The sequence below is a fragment of the Terrisphaera buseokensis genome (genome assembly GCF_047521145.2).
GTDB lineage: Bacteria > Verrucomicrobiota > Verrucomicrobiia > Opitutales > Opitutaceae > ER46.
Genome location: NZ_CM134186.1, coordinates 1,734,014 through 1,760,658 on the forward strand (window position 1 = coordinate 1,734,014; position 26,645 = coordinate 1,760,658).

General features: G+C 66.7%; 15 protein-coding genes. 8 read left to right on the forward strand and 7 right to left on the reverse strand.

The window, feature by feature from the left end:
* Window positions 1-84: 84 nt before the first annotated feature.
* Genes ACLJEU_RS06280 through ACLJEU_RS06295 form a run of 4 tightly spaced genes read left to right on the forward strand, consistent with a single transcriptional unit; the run spans window position 85 to window position 7,382 of the window.
* Window positions 85-984: an NAD(P)-dependent oxidoreductase gene (locus tag ACLJEU_RS06280; RefSeq protein ID WP_414663639.1), complete on the forward strand. Its 900-nt coding sequence runs from the start codon at window positions 85-87 to the stop codon at window positions 982-984.
* The gene (locus ACLJEU_RS06285; protein ID WP_414663640.1) at window positions 981-2,231 is read left to right on the forward strand and encodes an MFS transporter; all 1,251 of its coding nucleotides are present in this window, start codon (window positions 981-983) and stop codon (window positions 2,229-2,231) included. The genes ACLJEU_RS06280 and ACLJEU_RS06285 overlap by 4 nt, the downstream gene beginning before the upstream one ends.
* A gap of 32 nt (window positions 2,232-2,263) precedes the next feature.
* A complete protein-coding gene (locus ACLJEU_RS06290) occupies window positions 2,264-5,947 on the forward strand; it encodes a PVC-type heme-binding CxxCH protein (protein ID WP_414663641.1) in 3,684 nt (1,227 codons plus the stop codon).
* 10 nt (window positions 5,948-5,957) lie between these two features.
* A complete protein-coding gene (locus ACLJEU_RS06295) occupies window positions 5,958-7,382 on the forward strand; it encodes a sulfatase (RefSeq protein ID WP_414663642.1) in 1,425 nt (474 codons plus the stop codon).
* A 103-nt stretch (window positions 7,383-7,485) separates the two neighbouring features.
* Here ACLJEU_RS06295 and ACLJEU_RS06300 read toward each other — a convergent pair whose 3' ends face one another.
* The 4 genes from ACLJEU_RS06300 to ACLJEU_RS06315 all read right to left on the reverse strand — a co-directional run bounded on the left by ACLJEU_RS06300 (window position 7,486) and on the right by ACLJEU_RS06315 (window position 14,853).
* Window positions 7,486-8,703, reverse strand: coding sequence for a Tm-1-like ATP-binding domain-containing protein (locus tag ACLJEU_RS06300; protein ID WP_414663643.1), 1,218 nt, complete (start codon window positions 8,701-8,703; stop codon window positions 7,486-7,488).
* Between the two features lie 207 nt (window positions 8,704-8,910).
* Entirely contained in the window at window positions 8,911-13,338 is a 4,428-nt protein-coding gene (locus ACLJEU_RS06305; RefSeq protein WP_414663644.1) for a PVC-type heme-binding CxxCH protein, read from the reverse strand.
* A gap of 102 nt (window positions 13,339-13,440) precedes the next feature.
* The gene (locus tag ACLJEU_RS06310; protein WP_414663645.1) at window positions 13,441-13,890 is read right to left on the reverse strand and encodes a cupin domain-containing protein; all 450 of its coding nucleotides are present in this window, start codon (window positions 13,888-13,890) and stop codon (window positions 13,441-13,443) included.
* A gap of 90 nt (window positions 13,891-13,980) precedes the next feature.
* Complete coding sequence (locus tag ACLJEU_RS06315; RefSeq protein WP_414663646.1) at window positions 13,981-14,853, reverse strand: phosphoenolpyruvate hydrolase family protein; 873 nt, start codon at window positions 14,851-14,853, stop codon at window positions 13,981-13,983.
* 166 nt (window positions 14,854-15,019) lie between these two features.
* Between ACLJEU_RS06315 and ACLJEU_RS06320 the strand changes: the two genes are divergently transcribed.
* Window positions 15,020-15,913: a helix-turn-helix domain-containing protein gene (locus tag ACLJEU_RS06320; RefSeq protein ID WP_414663647.1), complete on the forward strand. Its 894-nt coding sequence runs from the start codon at window positions 15,020-15,022 to the stop codon at window positions 15,911-15,913.
* A 482-nt stretch (window positions 15,914-16,395) separates the two neighbouring features.
* Here the strand turns inward: ACLJEU_RS06320 and ACLJEU_RS06325 are convergent, their stop codons facing one another.
* Window positions 16,396-17,829 (reverse strand): neutral/alkaline non-lysosomal ceramidase N-terminal domain-containing protein, encoded by a 1,434-nt coding sequence (locus ACLJEU_RS06325; RefSeq protein WP_414663648.1) that lies wholly within the window; start codon window positions 17,827-17,829, stop codon window positions 16,396-16,398.
* A 178-nt stretch (window positions 17,830-18,007) separates the two neighbouring features.
* Here ACLJEU_RS06325 and ACLJEU_RS06330 point away from each other — a divergent pair, with 178 nt between their 5' ends.
* Together ACLJEU_RS06330 and ACLJEU_RS06335 are read left to right on the forward strand one after the other, a co-directional pair.
* On the forward strand, window positions 18,008-21,241 hold the full coding sequence (locus ACLJEU_RS06330; RefSeq protein ID WP_414663649.1) for a carboxypeptidase regulatory-like domain-containing protein: 3,234 nt from the start codon (window positions 18,008-18,010) through the stop codon (window positions 21,239-21,241).
* A gap of 170 nt (window positions 21,242-21,411) precedes the next feature.
* Window positions 21,412-23,673, forward strand: a complete 2,262-nt coding sequence (locus ACLJEU_RS06335) for a hypothetical protein (protein WP_414663650.1) — start codon at window positions 21,412-21,414, stop codon at window positions 23,671-23,673.
* A gap of 99 nt (window positions 23,674-23,772) precedes the next feature.
* On the opposite strand, the gene ACLJEU_RS06340 is transcribed toward ACLJEU_RS06335, so the two are convergent.
* Window positions 23,773-25,614: a hypothetical protein gene (locus tag ACLJEU_RS06340; RefSeq protein ID WP_414663651.1), complete on the reverse strand. Its 1,842-nt coding sequence runs from the start codon at window positions 25,612-25,614 to the stop codon at window positions 23,773-23,775.
* Window positions 25,601-26,008 (reverse strand): hypothetical protein, encoded by a 408-nt coding sequence (locus ACLJEU_RS06345; RefSeq protein WP_414663652.1) that lies wholly within the window; start codon window positions 26,006-26,008, stop codon window positions 25,601-25,603. Before ACLJEU_RS06345 ends, ACLJEU_RS06340 begins: the two co-directional genes overlap by 14 nt.
* Before the next feature lie 276 nt (window positions 26,009-26,284).
* Here ACLJEU_RS06345 and ACLJEU_RS06350 point away from each other — a divergent pair, with 276 nt between their 5' ends.
* The gene (locus tag ACLJEU_RS06350; RefSeq protein WP_414663653.1) at window positions 26,285-26,500 is read left to right on the forward strand and encodes a hypothetical protein; all 216 of its coding nucleotides are present in this window, start codon (window positions 26,285-26,287) and stop codon (window positions 26,498-26,500) included.
* Window positions 26,501-26,645 lie beyond the last annotated feature (145 nt).

The following is a 26,645-nucleotide window of genomic DNA, read 5'->3' on the forward strand; positions in this document are numbered from 1 at the left end:
ACAAAGGTTCGGCACGGCCGAAGCGGCGGTTTGCCTTCTGCTCTGTGCCTTTGTGTCTTTGTGGTAACTTCCAATCACGTATTCATGATCGCTCCCTCTGCCCCCGCCGCCACCATCGGCTTGATTGGACTCGGTCTGATGGGCAGTGCGTTCGCCGGCCGGCTGCTGGCGGGCGGTTTCGCGGTGCTGGGCTGCGACATCGATCCGGCCAAACGCGAGGCGCTCAACGCGCTGGGCGGGCGCGGTGTGGCGCGCGCGCAGGAGGTTTTCCAACACTGTGACCGCGTCATCCTCAGCCTGCCTTCGCACCGCGAGGCAGCGCAGGTGATCGCGGCCGGTGACGGCGTGCTGCGCCCCGGCCAGATCGTCATCGACACCACCACCGGCGATCCGGAACCCACGGCCGCGCTTGCCGGCGTGCTCGCGGCTCGGGGCGTCACGTACCTCGACGCGACCGTTTCAGGCAGCAGCGCGCAGGTGCGGGGGGGCGCGGTGACGCTCATGGTCGGGGGCAACGCGGCCGCGTTTGCGCAGTGCGCCGATGTCTTCGCGTGCATCGGCCGGCAGGCGTTTCACACCGGTGCCGCCGGCACCGGTGCGAAGATGAAACTGGTGACGAATCTCGTGCTGGGCCTCAACCGCGCGGCGCTGGCCGAGGGCCTGGCGCTGGCGGAGTCGCTCGACCTGAACCTGGAACAGACGCTGGCCGTGATGCGCGCGTGTCCCGCGTATTCGCGGATCATGGACACAAAAGGCGAGCGGATGATTCATGGCGACTTCGCCCCCGATGCCCGGTTGTCCCAGCACTTGAAGGACGTGCGGCTCATCGTGGAAACGGGTCAGCAGGCCGGACTGCCCATGCCGTTGAGCGCGGCGCACCGTGCGGTGCTCGAGGCGGCGGAAGCGGCGGGCTGGGGTGAACGCGACAACAGTGCGATCATTCAGGCGCTCCGGGCGCCGGTGACGCGCCCCGTGGAGCCATGAAGGTCACACTCTCACCGGGTGGACGACTGGCCGTGCTGTCCGCGGCCTTCGCGGGCCTGTTGTTCGATGGCTTCGAACTCGGCCTCATGCCGCTGGCGTCGCTTTCGGTTTCGAAGGACCTGCTGGGCGCGGCTTACACGCCGACACTGGGGGGCGATTGGTTCGCGCGCTTCACCGCGGCGTTGATGCTCGGCGCGGCGATCGGTGGCATCGTGCTCGGCAGCCTCGGCGATCGCCTCGGTCGCGCGCGAGCGATGGGCATCAGCATTCTCTTTTATTCGATCTTTGCCGGCATCGGGGCACACGTGCACTCGCAGGAGCAGATGCTCGTGTTGCGTTTCCTTGTCGGCCTCGGCGTTGGCGGCGTCTGGCCCAATGCCGTGGCGCTGGTGGCCGAGTGCTGGCCGGACCGGGCGCGTCCCACCGTGGCCGGATTGATGGGCGCGGCGATCAACGCCGGGATCCTGCTGCTGTCGCAGATTGCGCAGGTGTGGCCGGTGACCGCGGAGGCGTGGCGCTGGCTGTTTCAACTCGCGGCCGCACCGGCGGTGCTCGGACTCGGCGTGATTTTCTTTCTGCCGGAGTCGCCGGCCTGGCTGGCGTCGCGCGGGCAGCGCACGGGAAATAAACCCGCGACGCCGTTGCGGGAGTTGTTCAATCCGCCTCTGCTCAAGACCACGCTCGTGGGCATCATGCTCGGCTCGATTCCGCTCGTGGGTGCGTGGGCGGCGAGCAAGTGGATGATTCCCTGGGCTGACAAAATCGGTGGTGCGACCCAGGCCAACTACAAGGCGATGACGCAGGGCTGGTGGGCGTTCGGCGCGATTCTCGGCAGTGTCGCGGGCGCCTATATCGCCAACGCGCTCGGCCGCCGGCGGTCGTACTTCCTCATCAGCCTCGGCTCGCTCACGCTGACCGTCGCGATGTTCCAGCTCACGGCCCCGCTGCTGCCGTCGTTTTTCCCGGTCGTGTTTGCGCAGGGCCTGGTTGCGACGCTGTTCTTTGGCTGGCTGCCGCTGTACCTGCCCGAGCTTTTTCCCACGCACGTGCGCGCCACCGGCAGCGGACTCTCCTACAATGTGGGTCGCTTCGCCACGGCCGGCGGCGTGCTCGCCGCGGGCTATGTTTTCACCGCTTTCGGCGGCAGTTATCCCTCCGTGGGCACCGCGGCGGCGCTCATCTACGGTCTCGGCATGGTGGTGATTTGGTTCGCGCCGGACACCGCCCGCAAATCGCTTTCCGAGTAAACGGGCGCACCGCCCGGTCAGTCTTTCGCGCCATGAAACCCTCCCTGTCTCTGCTCCTCCCCGGTGTGACGGCCCTGCTGGCTCTGGCCTGCGGCAGCGTCGCCCGGTCCGCCTCCGCCCCCGCGCCGGCGCTGCCCCTTGTCGCGCCGGACCTGAAGGTCGAACTCGTGGCCAGCGAACCGTCCGTGCGGAATCCGTGCGCCATGGCGTTTGACGGCCGTGGCCGGCTCTTCGTGGGCCAGGGCCCGCAGTACCGTAACCCGAAGCCGGATACTCCGGGCGATTCCGTCGTGATGCTGACCGACACCAACGGCGACGGCATCTTCGATGAGGCAAAGACCTTCGCCACCGGGCTCAACTGCATCCAGGGACTGGCGTGGCACGGCCGCGATCTCTGGGTCGGCAACTCGCCGGATCTGACCATCGTGCGTGATCGCGACGGTGACGGCGTGGCCGACGAGTACGTCAAGGTCTTCACCGATCTCGGCAACATCGAGCACGCCAACCACGGCCACAACTGGGCGCCGGATGGTAAGCTCTATTTCTCGCAGGGCACCTCGAAGGGTCTGACGCAGCCCGGGCGGATCGCGCCGAAGCCGCTGCGCGACCTGTGGGACGTGAAGGCGCCGGCGGGGACGCCGGAGTTTCCCGCGCCGCGGACGTTCACGGCGGCGGAGTACAAGGCGACGTATCAGGATCCCAAAGACGACTGGGGCCGCGAGGGCGGCGTGCTGCGGTGCGATGATCTCGGGGCAAATCTCGAGATCGTGGCGCGGGGCCTGCGCAATCCCTTCGATATCGCCTTTGACAGCGGCTTCAACTGGCTCGGCACCGACAACGATCAGAGCGAGGGCGACCGCATCTTCATGCCGTTTCAGGGCGCGCATTTCGGCTGGGGCCACGGCTGGAGCACGCACTGGACCGGCCGCGACCACCTGCCCACGGCACCCGCGAGCGGACCGGTGTTCGACGGCTCGGGCACCGGCATTGTCTACTACGACGCGCCGCAGCTGCCGCCGGCGTACCGCGGCGTCTGGTTTTTCAATGACTGGCTGCGCAAGACGACCTTCGTGTATCGGCCGAAATGGGACGGCGCCCTGATTCTGCCCGAGGGCAACCGCTGGGAGCCAGTGGTGCGTGGCGGCGGCGCGGGCCGGGCCGTGAGTGCCTACGGCGGCGGGCGCGATGCCGCTGCGGCGCAACCCAGCGCACTCTACAAACCGGTCGACATCGTCGTCGGTCCGGATGGTGCCCTGTATGTCTCCGGCTGGGGCGAGGAACTCGGCGTGGTGTGGAAGGACGGCAAGCAGGCCAACGAAGGCCGGATCTTTCGGATCTCCTGGCCCGCCGCGCCGGCGTCCGGGTGGAAGACGGCCAAACGGGAGAAACCGTACGCGCAGTGGTCGGTCGACGAACTCGTCGATGATCTCGGCGGCTTGCTGCCGGTGTGGTCGATCGACGCGCAGGATGAACTCGTGCGGCGCGGCGTCGCCGTGAAGGACGCGCTCGTGCAGCGCGTCACCCGCGCGGGCCTGACCGAGGCGGCGCAGACCTGGACGTTGTGGACGCTTGGCCGGCTGGCGCTGGCCGATCGCAGCATCGACACGTGGTTCGCCCAGACCGGCCGCACGCTCTCGCCCAATGCTCGCATCCAGGCCATCCGGATCGCCGCGCACCGCAGCCGCGAAGGCCGGCGCACCGACGCGCTGCCGGCATTCGTCGTGGAGGCGTTGCGCGATGCCGAGCCGCGCGTGCGTTTCGCTGCGGTGCAGGCAATCGCGCAGGCCCGCCAGGCGACTTTGCTCTCGAAGGTGGCGGATTTCGCCGCCGGGGAAACGGATCGCGTGACGTTTTACGCCGCGTGGCAGGCGTTGCGCGACCTTGCGACGCCCGACGCCCTGCGCGGCCTGCTCAAGGATGAACGCGGCGCGGTGCGCCGGGCCGCGTTGCTGGCCCTGCTGGAAAATCGCGCCCTCGATCGCGCGCAGGTGCAGCCGCTGGTGCAGGACTCGGATGCCGCCACCGCGGGCCTGGCCGCGAGCTGGCTCGCCAAGGCCGAGGGCAACCCACTTATCGATATCTATCCCAAACCGGGCGATTTCCTCGATTCGGTTAGCGTCAAGCTCACGCCTGGCATCAAGCCCGCGACGGTGCGATACACGCTCGATGGTTCCGAGCCCACGCCGCAGTCGAAATCCGGGCCCGCCGGGCGGCTGACGGCGACGACGACGTTGAAAGCCGCGCTGTTTGTCGACGGCCGGAAGGTCGGCAACACCCTGGTCGGCACGTATCGGAAACGTGAATCCAATCTCAAGCTGCCGGTGCTCGCCTCGGTGGAAAAACCCACGACGGTCGATCAGGTGCTCTCGCTCCTGCCGGCGGCCGATCCGAAGCGCGGTCCGGGACTATTCACGGCCGCGGGGTGTGTCGCGTGTCATCGCGCGGGTGACGAGGGCCGTGCGATCGGTCCGGACCTCAGCACGATTGGCGATCGTGACGACGCGGACTCCGTCATTCGCTCGATCCTGCATCCCAACCAGATCGTCGTCGAAGGGTATTCGCTCCTGACGGTCTCGACGAAAGACGGCGGCGCGTTCGCCGGTATCTTTGAAACGGAGACGGACCGCACGCTGCGGCTCGTGCAGCTCAACGGCGAAGCGGTGTCGGTCGAGAAGAGCACGATCACCAGCCGGCAAAGCATCCACGAATCGCCGATGCCGTCGTTTGAGCGCGTGTTCGCCCCGGCCCAGCTTGCGGATCTGGTGGCGTGGCTGATGCAGCAACGCAGCCTGCCCGGAGCGGCGCTGCGGACGTCCTCGGCCGAGGTGCCGGCGGGCACGGGTTTCGCGTGGGTGATGAAGCCGGACCGCCTCGTGATCAGCCATGGCGGCAAGCCGTTCGCGGATTACGTTTTCAAAGACGCCGAGACGTTTCGGCCGCATTTCCAGAATCTCCGTGCGCCCAGTGGCGTGCAGGTCACGCGGACGCATCCGCCCGTCGCGGGCGAACCGTCGGATCATTCCACCATGCATCCCGGCGTGTGGATCGCGTTTGGTGACATCAACGGACAGGACTTCTGGCGCAACAAGGCGCGCATCGAGCACGTGAGCTTCACGCAGCCGCCGACGCTCAAGGACGGCCGGCTGACGTTTGCGACGCTCAACCGCCTGATGGGCACGGACGGCATGGTCCTCGGCACCCAGGTCTCCCGTATTTCCATCGCGCGGGACGGCGAGCACGCGTTTCTCCTGCGCTGGCACGCGGAACTCAAGGGTGAGGGGCGCGCGCTGAGCTTGGGTGATCAGGAGGAGATGGGCCTCGGCGTGCGGGTGGCGACGGCGTTCACGGAGAAGAACGGCGGGCTGGTCGTGAACAGCGACGGGCTCAAGGGTGCGAAGGCGGCGTGGGGGCGCACGGCCGACTGGGCGGTGTATTCGCGGGAGCTGGACGGCCGGGTGCGGGGCGCGGCGATTTTTCCGGCGCACACCAACCCGAATCCCGTGTGGTGGCACAGCCGGGACTACGGCCTGCTGGTGGCAAACGGCTTCGGGAAACGGGTCCTGCCGGAGTCGGCTGCGGGCAAACTCGTGGTGCCCGCCGGGCAGGCGCTCAAGCTCGGCTATGGCGTGCTGCTTTTCGATGCGCCGGCGTCGTCGGCGATTGATTTCGCGGCGGTAAACCGTGAGTTTCAGTCCACTGCGTCCAACACCCCGTGACGTCGTGCCCATGCCTGTTCGATCCTGCTTTCGTGTCCTCCTGATCTGCGCCGGTCTCGTGGTGACGTCCGTCACCGGCTTAGCCGCGACCGCGGCGACAGTGGCCAAGCCCAATATTCTGCTGATCCTCGCCGACGATCTCGGCACGCCGCCGGTCGCGGCGTATGGGAATCCGTACTACCAGACGCCGGCGATCGACCGGCTGGCGCGCGACGGGGTGCGCTTCACCGACGCCTACGCCGCGTGTCCCGTGTGTTCGCCCACGCGGTCGGCGCTGATGACCGGCAAGTATCCGGCGCGCACGCACGTGACGGATTTCATCGCGGGCGGAAACTTTCCGCATGCGCGATTGACGCAGCCCGACTGGCAGAAATTCCTGCCGCTGGCTGAGAAGACGATAGCCGAGGAGTTGTCGGCGCGGGGCTATGCGACGGCGATGTTTGGCAAGTGGCACCTGGCGCGCGGCTATCTGCCGCCGCAGAGCGTGGAAGAGGGGCCGGATCGCCAGGGTTTCGCGGAGACGTTCATCACGCACAAACCGAAATCGTCCGACGATCCCGAGAAGGATGCGCACGGCGTCGAAGCCATCACCACCCGCGCGATCGATTTCATTGAGCGCCACCGCCGGCAGCCGTTCTTCCTCGAGCTCAGTCACAATTCCATCCACGCACCGATCATGGCGCCCAAGGCCCTGGTGGAAAAGCACCGCGCGCGTCCGGGTGGCGATCGGCCGGAGAACAATCCGATCATCGCGGCCATGATGGAGGTGCTCGACGAGGGCATCGGGCGCGTGCTGGCCAAGCTCGACGCACTCGGCCTGCGCGAGACGACGCTCGTGATTTTCTATTCCGACAACGGCGGCCTCCTGGCCGACGCCGCGCAAACGCCGTGGCGCGGGGGCAAGGCGCAGCTGTATGAGGGCGGCATTCGCGTGCCGCTCGTGATGCGCTGGCCGGGCGTGATTGCGCCGGGCCGCACCAGCGCGGTGCCGGTGACCTCGGTCGACTTCTTCCCGACGTTCCTGGAGTTGAGCGGCACGCCGGCCGCGCGGGATGCGGTGATCGATGGAGCGAGCCTGGTGTCGGTCATCCGTGGCGGTGCCGAGCCGAAACGGGACGCGATTTTCTGGCACTACCCGCATTATCACGCGGCGGGCATTCACGGGCCGGCCGGTGCGATTCGCGCGGGCGACTGGAAACTCATCGAATACTACGAGACGACGCTGACGGGGCAGGGGGCGGCGACGGAGCTGTTTGATCTGAGAAACGATCCGGCGGAGACGAACAATCTGGCGGCCGCCGATCCGAAGCGCGTCGCACGGTTGATCGAGCAATTGCGGTCATGGCGGACATCGGTCGGGGCGCAGATGCCGACGATCAACGCGCAGTACGATCCGGTGCGGGCGAAGCAGAAGCCGGGTGGCGCGAAGGATTGAGGGCGGAGGGGAGGGACTGGAATGCAGCCTGGGACCGCGACCGCCCCCGGTCGCCTTCGGACAAGCGACCGGGGGCGGTCGCGGTCCCGGGGCAATCCCCAGGTCACGGCATCTGCCGAAGTAACGTCTCCGCACACGCGCGGGCGAAGATCGGATCGTTGATCGTCACATCGTGCTCGATGACCGGAATCCCGGGACGCAGATGGGTGCGCAACGCGGTGAAGAGCGCGGCGTCCGCCGCCGGATCGTGAAACGGCTGACCAGGCGCGCTGATCACGCTGATGGCCTGACGCGGGATCAGCACGGTGACGGGCGCGGTGTAACGGTTCACCTTTTCCGCGAGGATGCGGCCGAGTTCCGCGCACTCGGCGGGCGTGGTGCGCATCAGCGTGACCTGCGGGTTGTGCTGGTAAAATGTCCGGCCGGCGAACTTGGCGGGAACGCTCGCGCGCTCGCCGAAATTCACCATGTCGAGGCAGCCGGGCGCGATGATCGCGGGAATGCCGGCTTTTGCGGCGGCGTCGAGGCGCTCCGGTCCGGCGTTGAGCACGCCGCCGACGAGTTCGTCGGCCCATTCCGTCGTCGTGATATCGAGCACGCCCGCGACCAGTCCGCTGGCAATTAACGCCTCCATCGCGCGGCCGCCGCTGCCGGTGGCGGCGAACACCAGCACTTCGTAGCCTGCCGCCTCGATCAACTTCTTCGCCTCGGTCACGCATGCCGTGGTGTTGCCGAACATGCTCGCGACGATCACGGGCTTGGCGGCCGCCGGGGACTGGCGGCGCGCTTCCGCGGCGTTGACCATTCCGACGATGGCGCCGGCGGCGTTTTCAAAAATGGCGCGTGAGACGCGGTTGACTCCGGATACATCGACGATCGCCGGCATCATCGTGAGGTCGCTCGTGCCGACGTACGGCGCGGTCTGGCCGCTCGCGAGCGTCGACACCATCAGCTTGGGAAAACCGATCGGCAGCGCGCGCATCGCCGTCGTTGCGATGGCCGTGCCACCGCCGCCGCCGAGGGAAACGATGCCGTGGATTTTCCCCTCCTCCGCGAGCCGCGCCACGAGCTTGGCGGCGGCCCGGCCCATGAAGGTCACCGATTCTCCGCGGTCGCGGCGGGCGAGCAGCACTCGGTGGTTTGGTTCGTCGGCCGCGGCCGCGACGTCGTCGGCCGCGATGTCCGGCTTGATCGTCGGAGCGCTCAGGCTGCCGACATCAATCAGCAACGTCGCCAAGCCGGCGCGGCGGATCGCTTCGGCCACGAAGGCGTGTTCGGGCCCCTTGGTGTCGAACGTACCCAGAACGGCGATTGTTGGCATGGGGAAGAGGAGAAGCAGGTCTGACCATCGACTTCATCGATGAATACCGAGGGTCGGAAGCCCAATCACACGTGTGACCGCCTGCAATGCCGTCGCCACGTAATCCGAACGCACGACCAAGGTAGCGGGAGCATCCTTGCTCCCGGCTTGGACCGGTCCGTGGATCCGATTCACGCGAGCAGGATGCTCGCGCTACTTTGGCCGGCCTCAGTTCTTCACGCTCGCCCAAGTCACGGCGTTCACGAGCATTGTCTTGTACGCCGGGTGATCGTGGACGCGCTGATCGTGGCCGAGGGTGAAGCCGACGATCCGGGCGCGCTCGTGTTTCGTGGTCCAGATGACCGGATGCGGCGCCTTGTATTTGATGCTCGGAGACGTCTCGGCGAGGACTTCGATCGGCGAGGTGCCGGCGGGAATCTTGTCGGGCTCGGCGTTGATGTAATACAGTTCGTCCTCGACGTCGAAGGTTGCCGGCACGCCCTTCATGATCGGATGGCCGGGCTTCACGGCGTTGACGGAATACTTGCCGAGCTTGTCGTGGCCGCGGGCGCCGCCGCCGACAATCTTCGCGTTCAACTCCGGCCACGCGGCGAAGCCGTACCAGGTTCCTGGATGCAGCATCACGATGCCCTTGCCGGCCGCGGCGAAGTCGAAGAGCGCCTTCCGGTAAGCGGGCGTGTCGAAGAATTTCCGATTCACGCTGATGACCGCGACGTCGGCGCCGCCGAGTTCAGCGGCCGCCTGATCGCGATCCTCCGTGTAATTCACACTGTAGCCGGCGGCGCGCAGGGTCGCGCTGTCACTGACGCCGAAGAACTCGGCGAACTTGTGCGAGCTGCCACCGCCGATGATCAGGACACGCTTCTTGCCGGCTTCCCATTGTACGGGCGTCACCGGGGGCAGCGGGAAATCACCGCGGCCGCCTTCCTTCGGGCCTTCGACCGCCGCCATGACACCGGCCGCCGCAGCGAGACCCGCAGCAGGCGTGGCCGTCGTACGCGCCGGGGCGTTGCCCGACGCCGGCGTGGCGGGAGTGCTGGCGGACACCATGAACGCGATGAGATCGCGCAGGCTTTCCGCGCCGAGGCCCTCAAGGCCCTCGGGCATGAGGGAGCGGCGGGTGTTGTCGCGCGTGGCGATGTCGTCCTTCTTGACCTCGGAGTCGCCGCCCTGATTGCGCAGCGTGAGGCTCGTGGCGTTTTCGTTCGCGATGACGCCGACGAACGTCTCGCCCTTCTTCGTCGTGACGTTCCACTGCCAGTAGTTCGGTTCCACTTGGCGGTTCGGGTCGACGATGTGGACAAGCAACTCGGCCGCGCCCTTGGCGCCGATGCCGGCGAGCGGCGGGCCGACATCACGCAGGCCGATGTCACCGAACTTGTGACAAATCGAGCAGGCGCCGGTGAAAAGCATGCGACCGTTGGCGACGTTGCCCGGCTTGGTGACCTCGGGGAGAAGTTTCGCGATGAGGTCGTCCTTGGCCTTGGTCTCGGGGCTCAGCGTGTCGAGCACGCGGCCGGCCTCGGTGGCGACGCGCCGAATCGGATGCGTGCGGAGACGGGCGAGGTTGCCCGGCCCGACGTCTGCGGCGCGAATGCGGCCGTCCTTGATCGCGTTGAGCAACGCCATCGACGAGTCCGGCCGCTTGAGCAGCTGCTCGAAGATCGCGCTGGACTTGGTCTTCGCGAACGCGGTGAGCAGCGTGGCGTCGACATTCGCACCGCTGACGTCGCCGAGGGCGGCGAGCAGGCCGTTGGTCAACGCCGGCGACGTTGCCGGATCGACCAGCAGTGCGCCCGCCTTGGCGAGTGCGCTGGCTCGGCTTTGTGGCAACGCGAGCAGTGCGGCGACGATGTCGGCGCGACGCGCGTCGGGTGTTTGCGCGCGATCGAGATCCTGGGCGAGCTGGCGCGTGACGTTGCCGGTGGCGGCGCTGAGCTGCCCGGTCGTATCCCACTTGGCGACGAGCGGCAGGGCACCTGCGGCCGTATCCGGATTCTCAATCAGGCGTTGCAGCTGGGCGGTCAGCGTGGCGTCGACCGCGGGCGCCGTGCCTTCCCACTGGGCGAGCGCGCGCAACACGGCGATCGTGGCGGCTTTGGCCGCGGGGCCGGCGGTGCCAGCGGCTTGGACGACCGTGCTGGCGCCGGCGGGCGTGAGCCGCGGCACGAGCGCCGCGACGAAGCTCGTGAGCGCCGAGCTGCTGGCGTTCTGCAAAGCGGCGACGATGAACTCCGCGGGCTGATCGGCAGCGGCGGCGATAAGCGCGGACTTGGTCCAGTCATCGGTCGCGGCGACGAAGTCGGCGAGAATGGCCTGACGCGAAGCCGGCGTGTTCGCGGCGCGGGCGGCTTCGTAACGCTGCTGCACCTTGCTGCCCATCGGACGCTTCAGATCGACGAGGGCCTTCGCGCCGGCGGCGCCGTGATTCTCCTGCACGAGACGCCACGCGTTTTGTTTCACATGCGCGTTCGGGCTGGTCTCGATCGTCTTGATCAGCGCCGCGAGGTTGCGGCGATCGAGCGCGGGCACGGCGAGCGTCTTCGCGTCCTTGTGCTGCACGCGCCAGATGCGGGAGAAATAGTGATCGCGGTCGGGGCGCACGGCTGCGTTCGACGGACTGTGCAGCGGGCCGCGCGTGTCATTGTGAATGACCGCCTGGTTGTAGAAATCGACGACGTAGAGCGCGCCGTCGGGACCGATGCGCGTCTCGATCGGGCGGAACCAGAGGTCGCGGCTGCGCATGAACTCGGTTTCCTCGCGGCCTTTTTCCTTTTCGACGGAGTAGCTCACGCCGTCGGGACGAACGAACTGGTGATGGACGATGTTCAGCGTCGGTTCGCCGGTGAAGTAGCTGTAGTTCCACTTGTCGGGCCACGCGCCGCCTTCATAGATCGCGCAACCGGCGGCGGCGGTGAAGCGGCCCACTTGATCGATCTGCACGTAAGCCTGCTCGGGCCAGGTCATCAGGGGGAAGGTGGGGGCGTTCGTGATCATGCCCTTCCACGAGGTGACGCCGGGGAGCTTGCCTTTCTCGAGCACGCGCTCGGGCAGCACCGTGTGGAAAAACACCGTGCCGCTCGTGGGTTGCGTCCAGAAGACCTGGCCATCCCACGTGACCTGCAGGCCCCAGGTGTTGCCGCCGCGGCTGCTGTACTGCTCGAAGGCGGTGCCGTCGGGCTTGAAGCGCACGACGCCGCTGCCGTCGGGGCCGAACTTCGTCTTGCCGTCGCCGGACGTCACGTCACCGCGGCTGTAGCCGTGCGTGGCGTAGATCCAGCCGTCGAGACCCCACCGCAGATTGTTGATGACGGCGTGCGTGTCGTTGATGCCGAGACCGGTGTAGAGCTTCGTGCGCTTGTCGGCGACGCCGTCGTTGTTGGTGTCCTCGAGGAACCAGATGTCGGGCGAGCACGCGGCGATCACGCCGTTCTTGTGTAACACAAAACTGGTGACGAGCTCGAGCTTGTCGGCGAAGACCTGCTTTTTGTCCATGATGCCGTCGCCGTTGGTGTCGGTGAGGACGGAGATGCTGTCCTCGGGATCGCGCTGCACCTTCGCGCCGCGCAGCGAGCCGCTGTCCTTCCAGGGCGCCGTGTTGGGCACGCGGCGGCCATTGGGATACTCGGGCGTCTCGCAGACCCAGAGGCGGCCGCGCTCGTCCCAGTCGATGTTCATGACCTTGTTGACGAGCGGTTCGGAGGCGACGAGCGAGAGTTTGAACTCAGGGTGCACCTCGATTTTGGCCGCGGCCTGCAACGGATGCGTCGGGCCGCCTTCCGGGTAACGCAGGGCGTCGCCGAGTTCGGCCGCGATGCACAGTTCGTCGGTGTTTTTGCGCTGCCCGGCCCACGCGATGCCGCGCAGGATGATCGAGCGGTAGTTCGGGCGGTTGAAGTTTTCGTAGAGGTGGCCGGGGATCGAAACGAAGGCGCGGTACGGCTTGCTGCCGCCGTCGGCGGTGCGCTCGTAGGTCCACATCTGCGGCTGAATGTCGTAAATGTTCACGGCCTTGCGCGTCGCGACCGCCTCGGCGGCGCGGGCCTGGGCCTCGCGGTTGCCGCGGCCGCCGGTGTCCTGGGACTTCGGCGTGTACGCGGTGGCGAGCACGTGCGCCTCGGGCAGCATCTCCATGTCGTAATAGATCTCGTCGTTCATGCCCCAGTTGGAGACGTCACGGGTGATCGCGTGCTGGCGATCGACGAAGTAGAGATGCATCGGGGCTTCGAGCCACTTGGTCGTGCCGTTGCGCCAGGAACCGCCGACGATCGTCTTGAACCAGTCGGGATCGCGGGAGACGGCGCCGGCGTGGAGGACGACGAGCCCGCCGCCGCGCGCGAGGAACGCGTTGAGGTTCTTGCGATCCGTGGCGTCGGGGATGTTGCCGGCTTCCTGCGCGTGGAGAATCAGGACATCGGTTTCCGCGAGCTGCTGCGCCGTGGGAAACTGGTTGGCGCCGGTGGCCTTGGCCCCGCGGGCGTTGAGCAGCGGGACCCACTCGGCGAGGAAGCGCGGGTAGTCATGCGCGCCGGGGCCGTGCGATTTCGGACCGGAGCGGATGAAGACCCGCAGCGGGGCGTCGGCGGCGGACACCCACGAAATGAGGAGCAGGGCAAAGACGAGGAAGCGTTTCATGACGGGTTTTTTGGGGGGTGGCCCACGGAACACACGGAATACACGGAAATCGGAGGTTTGATTCTTCCGTGTATTCCGTGTGTTCCGTGGGCAAAATGGATTTCAGGTGCGGGTCACGCAGGCGGGGCGGTTTTTTCGAATCGAGGCCCAGGGTTCCTGGGTGGAAACATCATGTGGATCCGGTGCGCGCGCCAGACCATCGGAAAGCTTGGCGGGCGACAGCATCGCGAGGAACACCAGCGGCTCCGCGTGCGGATTATAGGTGGCGTGAATCGTGCCGGCCGGAATGTGCGCCATCTCGCCGGCGCTCAGGAGGCGGCATTCGTTGCCCACCCACTGTTCGGCGCGACCGTAGATCACGTAGATGATTTCCTCGCGGTGCGGGTGAAAGTGAAACGGATGGCAGTGCATCGGGTCCATGTTGGCCCGGACGAGCAGCAGCTTCTCCGCGGCCACGAGATCGGGGCGACAGAGCCATTCATTGTTGGTCCACGCGTTGGGTTCGCGCAACGCGTCGGCGATCTGGACGAAACGGCGGTCGAGGGGATTCATGCTGAAGGGGGTTTGCCACAAAGACACAAAGGCACGAAGATCTGGAGCTGCCGAAGAGTCTTCGTGCCTCTGTGGTTCACCCGGGCGGGTTTACTTTTTCCGTACGGGCGCCTTCAACGCCTTGAATTTGCGCGTGAGGTTGGTGAGCGATTCCTCGACGCCCATCCGCTCGAGGCTGCTGGCGCCGACGAAGCCGACGCAGTCCGTGCCCTGAATCACGCGCTCAGCATCGGCCGGCGTATTGATCGGTCCACCGTGGCACAGGAAGAAGATGTCGTTCCGCACCTGCTTCGCGGCGTCGATGATGTCCTGCGTGACCTTCAGCGTGTGTTCCCAGCTCACCACCGCGCTCTTCACGCCGATGCTGCCGCCGACGGTCGTGCCGACATGCGCGATGATGGCGTCGGCGCCGGCCTTCGCCATTTCGCGGGCCTCTTCGGGGCTGCCGACATAGACGATGGAAAACAAATCCATCCGCCGGGCCAGCGCGATCATCTCGTACTCCTTCTTCACGCTCATGCCCGTCTCCTCGAGCACGCCGCGGAAGTGGCCGTCGACGATCGTGTGGGTCGGAAAATTGTTCACGCCCGAGAAACCCATTTCCTTTACCTGGCCGAGCCAGTGCCACATGCGGCGCCGCGGATCGGTGGCGTGGACGCCGCAGATCACCGGGACTTCCTCGACGACCGGGAGCACCTCGTACTCGCCGATCTCCATGGCGATCGCGTTGGCGTCACCGTAGGCCATCATGCCGGCGGTGGAACCGTGACCCATCATCCGGAAGCGGCCCGAATTGTAGATGATGATCAGATCGGCGCCGCCTTTCTCGATGAACTTCGCGCTGATGCCGGTGCCGGCGCCGGCCGCGATGATCGCGTTGCCCTTGTCCAGGGTGGCTTGCAGGCGAGCGCGCACTTCCTCGCGCGTGTAAGGGTTTCCTTTTCCAGTCCAGGGATTGGGCATGTGAGAGAGGTTGAAGCGAAGGGCGGGGCGGAATCTGACGGTGAAGGGGCGGCGGGCTTGACCCGGAGCGCCGGGATAGGAGAACACAGGCTGTAGTCACGGTGTCCCCGCGAAAAGCCCCGAATTCACACATTCAACCGATGATTTTCCACCTGGAGACGCGCGCATGAACCCGCGGCGCAAAGCGGCGTCCGGCGCGGGCGGCGACTTGCCGGTGTGGCAGGAAACCACCATCGACGGTCCGCGCACGCGGCGCTGGTCGCTTGATGCGAAACAGTGCGCGGAATTGAAACCGGAGCGGATTGCCTGGCTGGGACTCGACACTGTGGACGCTCCGTACAGCCGCGTGCGGCTGGCGCCGTCGGGCAGTTTCATCCTCGCCTGCCTCGAGGGCGAAGGCCGCGTCCTGCTCGAAGGCCGGTGGGAACGCGTCACCGCCGGTGCCATCTGCCTCGCGCCGCCGCGGGTGCTCAACGCCTTTCACGCCGTGCGCGGACGCCGCTGGTCTTTCGCCTGGATCCGTTATGAGGAAGAGCCGTGGGTGAAGCCGCTCGTTGGTGCGGGCTCGCCGTTGCGCTTGAAGGTCGGCGCCGAGGATCTCGGACGCATCATCGCGGGCCTGCGCGCTGAATGGGAAGGGGAGCGCAACGAGGGCTTGGTGCGACATTGGATCAGCCTCATTCACGGCCAGGCCGAGCGGCTGGCGCGTCCCTGGCAGAGCGGCTCGCGCATCGCCAAACTCTGGGAAACCGTCGCCCGCAATCCCGCCCAGGACTGGAAACTCCCGGCCCTCGCGCGGGAGTGCTCGCTCAGCGCGGAACACCTGCGGCGCGTCTGTCGCCGCGAACTCGGCCGGACGCCGATGGAGCACGTCACCTACATGCGGATACAGCGCGCGCAGGAACTGCTCGAACGCTCGGAGGACAAACTCGACGCCATCGCGCCGCAGGTCGGCTATCGCAGCGCCGTGGTGTTTTCCCGGGCGTTCGTCCGGTGCGTGGGCGTCACGCCGTCGCATTATCGCGAACGCCTGAGCCGGAACCATCCAGTTGAAAGGTGAAAGTTGAAGGTTGAAAGCCCCCAATCATCAGCAGCAGCTAACGGTGCTAGAGTGCGGGCAGGTTTCCATCGACTGGTGCGTGACTGAATTCGAACCCAATCGACCGTGGTTGGAGCGGCTTCCGGTTCTTTCAACTTTCACCTTTCAACCTTCAACTGCATGAGTCCGCCTGAGGCTGCCCGCGAATCACGCGAAGGGGCGCGAATGAATCTAAAGACCGCAGTTGAACCACGGAGACACAAAAGCACAGAGGGGAAACAAAAAAGCCGATGAAGAACGGGTTCACCCTGACGGTGAGTTCCGCTGGCCAAACGCAATTCCAGCAAACGGTTTTCTCCGTGGCCTCTGTGTCTTTGTGGTTCAATTCCAACTTAGGAATTGGGGATGAAAAGAAGGCGCACTGAGCCGTTACCCCGCGGTGAACTGGGCTGGAGCCCGCGGAACTCGGTTTTTATCTCCGAAATTCGCGGCCCTTCGCGTGACTAGCGGGAGGTCTTCGTCGGTGTTCCGGCCGCCTTCAGCTGCTGCACCTGCTGCTGCACGCTGGTGGCGATCGTGTGCTCCACGTCGTCGGCCCAGGTGTGCGCGGGCAACCCGTACACATACATCGAGGTGTTGCCCTCGTAGCCGGGCCGGCCGTTGGTCCGCGGTGGCTTGTCCTCGGCGAGGACGCGCGCGGACGGAATGTAGGCCATGACGTCGTTGGCGTAACCCGCGACCCAGGTGCCGGCGCCGAACTCCTGCTTGAACCGCAGCGCGTAGTCGACGACGACCTCGCCGCCCAGCGCGATCCAGAGCTGGCGTCCGCCGAGCTGCCACACCTGCACCGGATAACGATACGAGCGCTCCAGCGTTTTCCCGGCCTTGAGGTCGGCCAGGAGACGCACCGACCAGCGTTGCAGCGTTGACGGCTTTTCCTGCGCGGCCTTTTCCAACTCTTCGATGGTGGGAGCGGCGCCGAGCTTCAGCGTCGCGAACGCATGCGACGTCGCGAGCTGCGCTGGCAGGGGCGCGGGCGACTGCAGCAGCACTTCCTCGACCGCCGACGCCAGCATCTGGCCGTAACGTTCGGCTTGAAACACTTCGCGGCGCGGCAGCGGATTTTGATCGGCGCCGCAGCCCATGTAGAACATCGCGACCGCACCCGGATGACTGCGCTCGAGCGCCATCTGCGCGAAACCCGCATAGTCGCCGGCCCACTTGTAGAAGCTGAGCGTGGTGTTGTGGCAGGCGTAGCCAAAGACGACCGCCATGACCTTGCCGTCGGCGGCCTTCACGCTCAACACCGGCACGGAGTGATCGACCGGGCCCTTGAGCGCCTGCTCCGCGATCAACTTCGGCACGATGGCCTCGGGGTTGTTGCGGCGATTGACCGCAAAGCGCGTCACCCCCTGACCGGCGGCGACGGTGGCGGGCGCGAGCCGGCTGAGCGCAAGTCCGACGGTGTCCTCATACTTCTGCTCGAGCTCGTCCGAGTACTTTTCGATCACCGGCCGCTGGTCATTGGGCAACGGATACGCGTCGTAGAGTGCGCCGCGCAACACCGGCGTGCAATGCGAGTGCGATGCGTGGAGCATGATCTGGTCGCGCTTGAGGCCGAACTTCCGTTTCAGGCGGGCGCTGACGTTGTCGTAGATGGTCTGGGGAATGCCGAGCAGATCGCTGGTCGCCACGATCGCGCGGTGGCCGCTGGCATCCTCGATCGCCAGGACGCGCACGAACAACGGGTGCAGCGTGCCCTCGGCCGGATGATCGCGGCCGCCGTAGCCCGACATCCAGTGCTTCTGCACCGGCGTGATGTCCACCGTGGCGGTGCCGGCTTTCCAGCCGGCTTCGGCGGCGGAAGTGGTGACCGGCAGCACGGCCACGAGGCCGGCGACGAGGAGCGCGAAGAGGAATCCGGAGCGGGAAATCATGGGAAGGAAACGCGAAGGGAAACGAGGAACGACGGCAAACGGGCCACGCGCTGACGCTCGCAGCCACGACGCACGAGCCGAGTCGGATTCCCACGCGCTGGCAATAGCGCTCGAAAAATCCTTCGGGTGCTTCAAGCCTCGCACTCGCCCCGAGCGTCCCGATTCCTTTTTCACTCCCATGTTCTCTCTCCTGGTGTCTGGTGCGCGTCGTTTCCCTTGGGCGGTGTGCTGCCCATGCGATCAGGGACCTGCGGTGCGCGGTCGAGGCGTAGTCGGCGCAGTGCCCGCCGGCGGCGTGCGGCGGCCGCTGGCCGTCGGTTTCATCGCGATGGTGCTGCATTCGATTGCACTCGCAGCCGGTGCCACCGCGACCGGCACCATCGAAGGGCGCGTGTTCAACCCCGGGAGCGGCGAGTATCTGGAAAATGCGCGCGTCTCGCTCGAAGGCGCGCAACTCGAGGCGTTGACGGACAGCACCGGTCACTACCGGCTCACGGGCGTGCCGGCGGGTTCGTCCCGCGTGAAGGCGTTCTACACCGGACTGACGCCGGAGACGGTCACGCTGAACCTCGCGGGCGGGCAGACCGTGGTGCGCGATTTCAGCCTGGCGGGATTCGGGCCGAAAACCGGGACGGCGGCTGATCCGGTCACGCTCTCGCGCTTTGTCGTTTCCTCCTCGAAGGAAATGGATGGTGCCGCCATCGCGATCAACGAGAAGCGCTTCGCCGCCGACATCCGCAATGTCATCGCCGCCGATGAATTCGGGCCGATGGCGGACGGCAACGTCGGCGAGATCCTCAAGACCGTGCCCGGCGTTTCGATCGATTACGTCGGCGGCGCGGCGATGGGCATTTCGCTGAACGGCGTGCCGTCGGGCTACGTGCCGGTGACGATGAATGGCTTTCCGCTCGCGAGCACGACGGCGACGGCGCCGACCGCGCGCGATGTCGAACTCGTGAACGTCGCGACCAACAATCTCTCGCGTATCGAGGTCCTGCACTCACCGACGCCCGAGTCGCCGGGCAACGCGCTCGCGGGCTCCATCAACATGGTGCCGCGCGGCGCATTCGATCGGGCGCGACCGGTCTTCAACAGCAACCTGTATGTCCTGATGCGCGATCACGTGCGCGAGCTGAGCCGGTCGGCGGGGCCGGGCCCGGGCGCCACGCGCAAGGTTCATCCTGGTTTCGACTTCTCCTACGTCGCGCCGGTCACGCCGCGCTTCGGCTTCACGCTTTCGGGCGGCACCTCGACGCAGTACCAGCCGTCCGCCTTTGTGCAGACGACCTGGCGTGGCGTGAGTGCAGCCACCAACGGTACGACCTTGCCGGATACGACGCCGGACAAGCCGTACCTCAGCGACTACCTCGTGAGCGACTGGCCGCGCCAGTCGCGCCGGTCGTCGGCCGCGGCGACGCTCGACTTCAAGCTCAGCCGCACGGACCGCCTTTCGTTCTCGATGCAGGCGGTGTTCTTCGATGCGCAGTACAGCCAGCGCAACCTGGTGTTTGCCGTGAACCGCGTCGCGCCGGGCAATTTCAGTACCGCGTTCACGCGCGGCTTCGCCGGTGCGGGCACTCTGACGATGACGAATCCGAACGATCGCGACCGGCGCGGCGTGTCGCTGACGCCCTCGTTGATTTACCGGCACGACGGTCCGGTTTGGAAGGCGGAAGCCGGCCTGGGCCTTTCGCGCTCACGGGCCGAGCTGAGGAACCTGTCGAAAGGCTACTTCAGCGCCGTCACCGCCACCCGACCCGGCGTGACGGTGTCGTTTGACGACATCTTCTACCTGCGTCCGCGCGTGATCACGGTCACCGACGGCGTGACGGGCGCGCCCGTTGACCCGTATAGCCTTTCCAACTACAATGTGACCACGGCTGGCGGCAATGCCGACGCCGACGGCCTGGCGAATCGCACGGCCGACGTGCAGCGCAACGCGTACGCGAATCTCGCCCGCGATTTGCCGCTGGCCGTGCCGGTGAGAGTGAAGGCGGGGCTCGATGTGCGCCAGGCGATGCGTGATTACCGCGGCGGCAGCATTCCCTTCACGTTTGTCGGCGCGGACGGGCGCGCGAATTCCGGCGACGAAGGGGCGGCGGCGTTTCTCGATGAAGGCTACTCGCAGCGCGACGGCGTGTTTGGTTTTCCCCAAACCCAGCGCATCAGCAACGCCGAGCTCTGGTCGTTCTACCAGGCACGGCCGGCGTCGTTCGCCGCGATCAACGACAACACCGTTTACCGCAACGCGGTGAATCTCTCGAAGCACGCCGAGGAAACCATCAGCTCGGCGTACCTGCGGGCCGACGTATCCTTGCTGCAACGACGGCTGCGTTTCACCGGCGGCGTCCGGGCCGAGCAGACGAATATCCGGGCCGAGGGCCCGTTGACCGAGCCCACGCGCAACTTCCAGCGGCGCGCGGACGGCACCGTCATTCGCGGTGCGAACGGCCAGCCGCTGACGATCCTGCCGGCGAGCGATGCCCTCGGGGTGTCGCGGCTGACCTTCCTCGATCGCGGTGCTCGCACCAGCAAGGAATACCTCCGGCTCTTCCCGAGCCTCAACGGCAGCTACAACTTGAGGGAAAACCTGATCGCGCGGGCGGCATACTATTGGTCGGTGGGCCGTCCCGACTACAATCAATACGCCGGTGGCGTGGTGCTGCCCGACGCGGAGTCGGCGCCGGGGGCGAACAATCGGATTACGGTGAGCAATGTCGGGATCAAGGCCTGGACGGCCCGCACCAGCAAGGTGTCGCTCGAGTACTATTTTGAACGCGTCGGTCTGATTTCGGTCGGGGCGTTCCGGCGCGAGTTCGAGAATTTCTTCGGCAGCACGGTGTTTGCAGCGACGCCTGATTTTCTCGCGCTCTACGGCCTGGATCCTGCGACCTACGGCGTCTACGACGTGGCGACCCAGTACAACGTCGACGGCACGGTGCGGATGGAAGGCTTCGACGTCAGCTACAAGCAGGCGCTCACGTTTCTGCCGCCGTGGGCGCGCGGCGTGCAGGTGTTCGCGAATGCCGCCTCGCAGCGCGCCACGGGTGCGGAGTCGGATAATTTTGCGAACTATATTCCGAAAACCGCCGCGTGGGGCATCAGTCTCACGCGCTCCAAGTATAGCCTGAAGGCGAACTGGAACTACAAGGGGCGGCACCGGCGCGCACTCGTGACCGGTCGCAGCATCGGGCCGAATACGTACGCGTGGGGCTCGAAGCGCCTCTTCGTCGATCTCATCGGCGAGTACCAGTTGTCGAAGCGCTTTGCGCTGTTCGGCAACGTGCGGAACCTGCGCGACACGCCGGAGGATTTCTCCCGGGCTGGTCCGGATACGCCGCCGGTCGCGGAATTTCGGCAACGCGAGCAATACGGGGCGCTGTGGATTCTCGGCGTGAAAGGGACGTTCTGATGCGTGCGGAATATCTTTCGGTTATGAACGCGATCGGACTTCTGGGAGCGCGGACGCCCTCGTCCGCGATCGGTCAGCAGCGGGCGGGGGCGCCCGCGGTCCCAGGGGAAATCAGGCGCGCCCGAACGGCTTTCGGCGCCGGGTTTCGGGCGTTTGTCACCGCCGGCCTCATGGCCCTTACCGGAGCGGTCGCCGCGACTGCCCCGTTGCCCTCGCTTGATGAAGCCATGGCGGCGCGGCGCGATGTGTGGGGCGAGGCCGCGATGGCCCAGCCGAATGGCGCGAGTTACGAGTTCATGGCGCCGCTGCTGCCGCCGCCGCGTTACGTCAACGCGGACTTTCGCCACTATCCCATCATCCTCTGCGCGCCAGAGGCAAAGGCGAAGGCGCGGCTGATTTCCGACGGACGCGGACTCAATCATCGCGGCGGCGCGCGGAGTTGGAACGACGTGGGCGTGCCCGTGACGTTTCGCGTCGGGCCGGACGAATTTTTGTTCGGATCGTTGCGCGATCGCGTCAGCGAGCCGACGCTCGCCGAGGGCTGGATGCCGATCGCGGAGATCCGTTACAGTCATCGGTCGCCCGTGCAATCGGAGGGTCGGGTCCCGCTCAATCAGGAAAAACGCGAGCTGCCGCCGGAAATTTACCGGCTCGAGGCGTTTGCCAGCACCGCGCCGGACCTCGCCGCCCACGGCGTGGTGTTTGTGCGCTTCGATCTCGCGCAGGGCACCAACGGCTTCGTCGCGGTCGACGTCGATGCGGACGGTCCGGTGACGTTAGAGCAGGGCCGGTTGATCGATGCCGGCGGCCGCGTGCGGGCGATCTTTGATGCCAGTTGGAAACGCGAGCGCGGCCGGATGGTGGCACGACTCCGGCCGGGCGGCGCGGTGACGCTCGCGGTGCCGACGGTGCCGCTGGCCCGCGAGACACCGCTCTCGGTTTCGCCTGCGGGCTATATCGAACAGCGCGCGGCGTGTGCGGCGACGTGGCGCGAGTGGGTGGGGCGCGGCGCGCAGGTGGAGGTGCCTGAGCCGCTGGTAAACAACGCGTGGCGGAACGCGCTGTGCCAGAACTTCCAGCTCATCGCCGAAGGGCAGCTGCGGTACAGCACGGGGAACCAGTACGATCGCATTTACGCCGGCGAAGGCAGCGACGCCGTCATGGCACTGCTGGATTGGGGCTTTGCCGCGGAGGCACGGCGGTTGATCGAACCGATCCTTGATTTCACGCGCAAAGGACTCGAGCAGCACCAGGCCTCGTTCAAGCTGAACAACGTGATTCGCACCTACTGGCAGACGCGCGACGCCACCGCGGTGCAGGCCCTGCGGCCGCGCTGGGAAAAGGAGGCTGCACGCCTCGACCGCGGTCGCACCGGCGCCAACGGCCTGTATCCGCCGGAGCAATATTGCGGCGACATCCACACGCTGGTGCAGAGTCTCAACGCCAACGCCAAGGCCTGGCGCGCGCTGCGCGATCTCGGGGCGATGCTGGCGGAGATGGGCGGTGACGACACGGCCCGCCACTACACCACCGAGGCCGCGGCGTTTCGTCGCGTCGTGCTGCAGGCCGTCGAGCAAAGCGCGGTGCGCACCACCACGCCGCCGTTCGTGCCGATCGCACTCGATGGCGGCGAGCCGGCGCACGATCCGATCCTGCATTCACGGATCGGTTCCTACTGGAACATCATCATCGGCTACACGCTCGGCAGCGGGATCTTTCCGCCCGGCAGCGAGCAGGAGAACTGGATCCCGCATTACCAGGAACGGAACGGCGGCATCTTTCTCGGCCTGGTCCGATCGGGCGGCGCGCAGTTCAATTTCTGGACCAATGACCAGCGCGTGAATCCGCTCTACGGCACGCGCTACGCCCTCGACAGCCTCCGCCGGGATGAACCCGAGCGGGCGCTGGTGAGCTTCTATGGCACGCTCGCGCAGGGCCTGACGCGCAACACGTTTGTCGGCGGCGAGGGCTGCACGCTCGAGCCGGTGGACGCCGAGGGCCGGATTTTTTATTGTCCGCCGAACAGCACCGCCAGCGCGCACGTGCTGGCGATGCTGCGCGGGTTGCTCGTGCAGGATCTCGATGGCGATGACGACGGCCGGCCCGACACGCTGCGACTGATGTTCGGCACGTCGCGACGCTGGCTCGAGGACGGCAAGACGATCCGCGCGGAGCGCATGCCGACGCCGTTTGGCGAGGTGGCGGTCACGTTGCGGTCGCAACTGCAGCGCGGGGAAGTGCTCGCCGACGTCAGCTTGCCGGAGCGCAATCCCGCGCCACGGACGTTGCTGCGCGTGCGCGTGCCCGACGGCTGGCGCGTGCGCGGGGCGCGTGCGGGCGATGTAACGATCCCGACCGACGCACAAGGTACGGTTGATCTCTCGGCGCTGCGCGGCCGGGTGTCACTGCGCTTTGCCGTCGAGCGACGGTGACGCGGGGCCGATCAGTTCGTGAGGTAAGTGCAACGTGGCTACGAGCGCCAGCGAGTGGCCGGCCCGCCACGCGCGGAACACCGCCCGAAACGACCGCGCTCAGAACAGGCGCTCGAAGCCGAGGCGGGCGAAGACGTTGCCCTGTGATCCGTAGGTGGGACCGCTGAGCGTGCGCATGTAGCCCAGTTCGAACTTTGCCGTGACGATTGTGAGCTGCACGCCGGCGCCTGCGGCCAGCCACGAGGCGTGTTGCGGTGACGCGGCCAGGCCCGCGGCGTCGATCAGCAGCAGCGGTTTCACGGCGAAAATATTCGCCTGATCGATGACGAAGTGAGCGGCCGGCCGGATCTGGTCGAAGACCTGCGCTGCCTGCCGGCGGGCTTCGTCCGGCGAGAGCCCGTCTTTCGTTTCGAGCGTCGATTGCAGCAGATTCGGTCCGGTCTGCGCGATTTGCGTGCGGAGCAGTTGTTTCAACGTCAGCGGCGTGCCATCGGGGCCGGGCAGGTCGGTGGCTTCGTTGGGAATGAGCGGGCGCGACCACGGCGGAATGGGCAGCGCGACGTTGAGATTGAGATGCCAGTAGCTCGTGCCGCCGATCGCGGTGCCGGGCTTGGACCGGAGGCTGCCTTGCGCCTTGCCGAGACTGCGGAGCAGCGGTCCGTCCGGCATCGTCGCGAGCGTCGGGCCGCCGGCGCTCTCATAGAGAAACTGGCCCTGGCCGCCGCCGGCGAAAAAGCGCCGCGGCTGCGCGAGGTTGCCCCACGTCTGACCGGCGCCGGCGATGAGTTCGAGGCCCGCGCTCTGGTTCACGCCTACGGCGATTTCCCGCGCGTAACCGGCGCGGGCCGATAGGCGCTGCGCCGTGCCGGCGGGACCGGCGGAGAGCGTGTCCTGCCATACCGCGGCGCGAAAAAATCCGAGCCAGCGCGGCGGGATGGTTTCAAACACCGCGCGGCCGCCAAGTTCGTGCGTGACGGACCACGGCGTGTTCGTCGCGGGCGCGATGAAGCGGTGGCGCACCGAGGCGAAGCGGGCGTCGGCGAGCAGCCGGGTGTTGGCGTTGAACGCCAGCGCGACTCCGCTCGTGCCGCTCCAGGTGGCGGAATCATAACGTGACTCGCCACGAGGCTCGCGGGCCGCACTGGCTTCGATACCGGCGGACACCTGGCGGAGCAGTCCCGTCTGCCAGTCGCGCACGCCCCGCATCGCGGCGTCACCGGCGTACAACGACGAATCGAGCGACTTCATCCCGCCGGCCCGGAAGCGCAGGAAGCGCGCGGGCGAGTTTCGGTCGACGACCGATGCCGGATTGAACTGCCAGGATGATCCGATGGTCGGACCCAGCGTGCGATCGCTGGCAAACGTCAGCCGTGCCGGCAGCAGCGGCGGCGGCCCTTTGCGTTGCGCGGAAGCGGCGGTGAGACCTCGCGCGATCGGCAGGATGCGCGCACCCGGGTCGTCGAGCGGCAGGAAGACGTGGAGCGGTCGGAGCGTGACCGCGACCGTATCGCCCTGGGTACTACCGACGGGATCGAGTTCGAATTGCGCGTCGACGTAGGTGGCGCTCATCGCGCTGCCACCGGACGCAGCCGCGGCGAGCTCGGCATGGCGGGTGAGATGGCTGGCAAGTTCCCGCATTGCCGCGTTCAGGTTTTCGGACGTCAGGCGCTGGCCGACCTTGAGCGACAACTCGGCGGGCCGCAGCGTGGCGGGCCGAAACGCGATCGCCACCACCTGGCGACCGAAGGGCGACGTGGCCGTGGTCGATGACGGCACGGTGGCAGTCGGCCGCTCGCTGCCCGTCTCGAGGGAAACAGGCTGCGCCGCGGGGGTCAGCGGCAGCAGCGCGAGCGCCCACGCCGACAGCAATCGCAGGGGGTGACGCAGTGTATCAGTTGCTGCGCCGAACGTGGCCGCACCGAGCGGATCAGAGTTCGACATTGACCACGTCCGCCATCGCTTTCTTCAGCGTGGTCTTTTGCGTGGCGGTCGGAGGCTTGCCGGGCTTGAGCTCTTTGGCCGCGGGAAAGACGCGCTTCACGAGGACGTCGGCCTGCTTCGAGGTCACGCCGTTGGAGACCATTTGCTGAATGGCCTTTTCCTCCACCGGGGAACCGGCGGTGAACGACACGTGCACGAGCGGCACCTCCTGATCCGGTTTCAGCTGAAACAAATCGAACACCAGCTTCCACATCGCGTCCGCCTCCGGCGTGCACGATCGCTCCACGTTGACCTTGAACTTGTAGCCTGACTCCGGGCTGAAAACCATGATTTCGAGCACGAACGGCCGGCAGACTTTGGGACCAATGGAGACGACACTGATTTTGGAAGGCATGGGAGTGGACAGTTGAAGAAGGCTGCGGAGGAACGGGAGCGGGAGGAGGACCGTCGCCCCCGCTTGTCCGACGGGTGGAGCTTTATCCCGGAGGCCACGTGCTACAAGCACCTTGTAAACGCGCCTTTCCTGGCCCGGTGCCGCGGGTTCAGAGTCGCGCGCATCGCGCGTGCGCGACCGTGGCAAAAGCGTGTAAAAGCGGGTTCCACTTCTACCCATGCGTTAATCGTAGAGGAGCGAATGGCGCGATCCGTGCCGATGTGGCAGAGTATGGCCATGCAACTGATCCAAGCTCTCCTCTCGCTGGCGGTGCCGGTGATGTTTGGTCTGGGCACCGTGATCACGATCGTCGCTCTCCGGCGCGCGCCGGAAGGCAGTGAGGACAACGAAGGCTTTCACTACCGGCACGCATTTCAGGTGCCGCGCCCGGCCCCCGCCCGGCGCTCGACGGTGGACACGATGCCGCCGATGGGCGGCACGCATTTCGCGTAGGCGGAACGTCCGATTGTATCCGGCCCAGACGGACGTCTCGTTCCGTTGCGGTGCCGGCGGGCCGACTGGCCCATGGCCGTTCGGCGAATGGTGACGCCGCGCGCGCTGCGGTAAGGTCGTCGGCTCAATGCTGTCCTTTGCGCCG

What these genes read in the sequence shown, in the direction of transcription:
- ACLJEU_RS06295 (WP_414663642.1), top strand. Translation starts at nt 5,958, where the DNA reads ATGCCTGTTCGATCCTGCTTTCGTGTCCTCCTGATCTGCGCCGGTCTC.
- ACLJEU_RS06335 (WP_414663650.1), top strand. Translation starts at nt 21,412, where the DNA reads ATGGCCCTTACCGGAGCGGTCGCCGCGACTGCCCCGTTGCCCTCGCTT.
- ACLJEU_RS06285 (WP_414663640.1), top strand. Translation starts at nt 981, where the DNA reads ATGAAGGTCACACTCTCACCGGGTGGACGACTGGCCGTGCTGTCCGCG.
- ACLJEU_RS06320 (WP_414663647.1), top strand. Translation starts at nt 15,020, where the DNA reads ATGAACCCGCGGCGCAAAGCGGCGTCCGGCGCGGGCGGCGACTTGCCG.
- ACLJEU_RS06300 (WP_414663643.1), bottom strand. Translation starts at nt 8,703, where the DNA reads ATGCCAACAATCGCCGTTCTGGGTACGTTCGACACCAAGGGGCCCGAA.
- ACLJEU_RS06330 (WP_414663649.1), top strand. Translation starts at nt 18,008, where the DNA reads ATGTTCTCTCTCCTGGTGTCTGGTGCGCGTCGTTTCCCTTGGGCGGTG.
- ACLJEU_RS06315 (WP_414663646.1), bottom strand. Translation starts at nt 14,853, where the DNA reads ATGCCCAATCCCTGGACTGGAAAAGGAAACCCTTACACGCGCGAGGAA.
- ACLJEU_RS06325 (WP_414663648.1), bottom strand. Translation starts at nt 17,829, where the DNA reads ATGATTTCCCGCTCCGGATTCCTCTTCGCGCTCCTCGTCGCCGGCCTC.
- ACLJEU_RS06350 (WP_414663653.1), top strand. Translation starts at nt 26,285, where the DNA reads ATGCAACTGATCCAAGCTCTCCTCTCGCTGGCGGTGCCGGTGATGTTT.
- ACLJEU_RS06310 (WP_414663645.1), bottom strand. Translation starts at nt 13,890, where the DNA reads ATGAATCCCCTCGACCGCCGTTTCGTCCAGATCGCCGACGCGTTGCGC.
- ACLJEU_RS06290 (WP_414663641.1), top strand. Translation starts at nt 2,264, where the DNA reads ATGAAACCCTCCCTGTCTCTGCTCCTCCCCGGTGTGACGGCCCTGCTG.
- ACLJEU_RS06305 (WP_414663644.1), bottom strand. Translation starts at nt 13,338, where the DNA reads ATGAAACGCTTCCTCGTCTTTGCCCTGCTCCTCATTTCGTGGGTGTCC.
- ACLJEU_RS06340 (WP_414663651.1), bottom strand. Translation starts at nt 25,614, where the DNA reads ATGTCGAACTCTGATCCGCTCGGTGCGGCCACGTTCGGCGCAGCAACT.
- ACLJEU_RS06280 (WP_414663639.1), top strand. Translation starts at nt 85, where the DNA reads ATGATCGCTCCCTCTGCCCCCGCCGCCACCATCGGCTTGATTGGACTC.
- ACLJEU_RS06345 (WP_414663652.1), bottom strand. Translation starts at nt 26,008, where the DNA reads ATGCCTTCCAAAATCAGTGTCGTCTCCATTGGTCCCAAAGTCTGCCGG.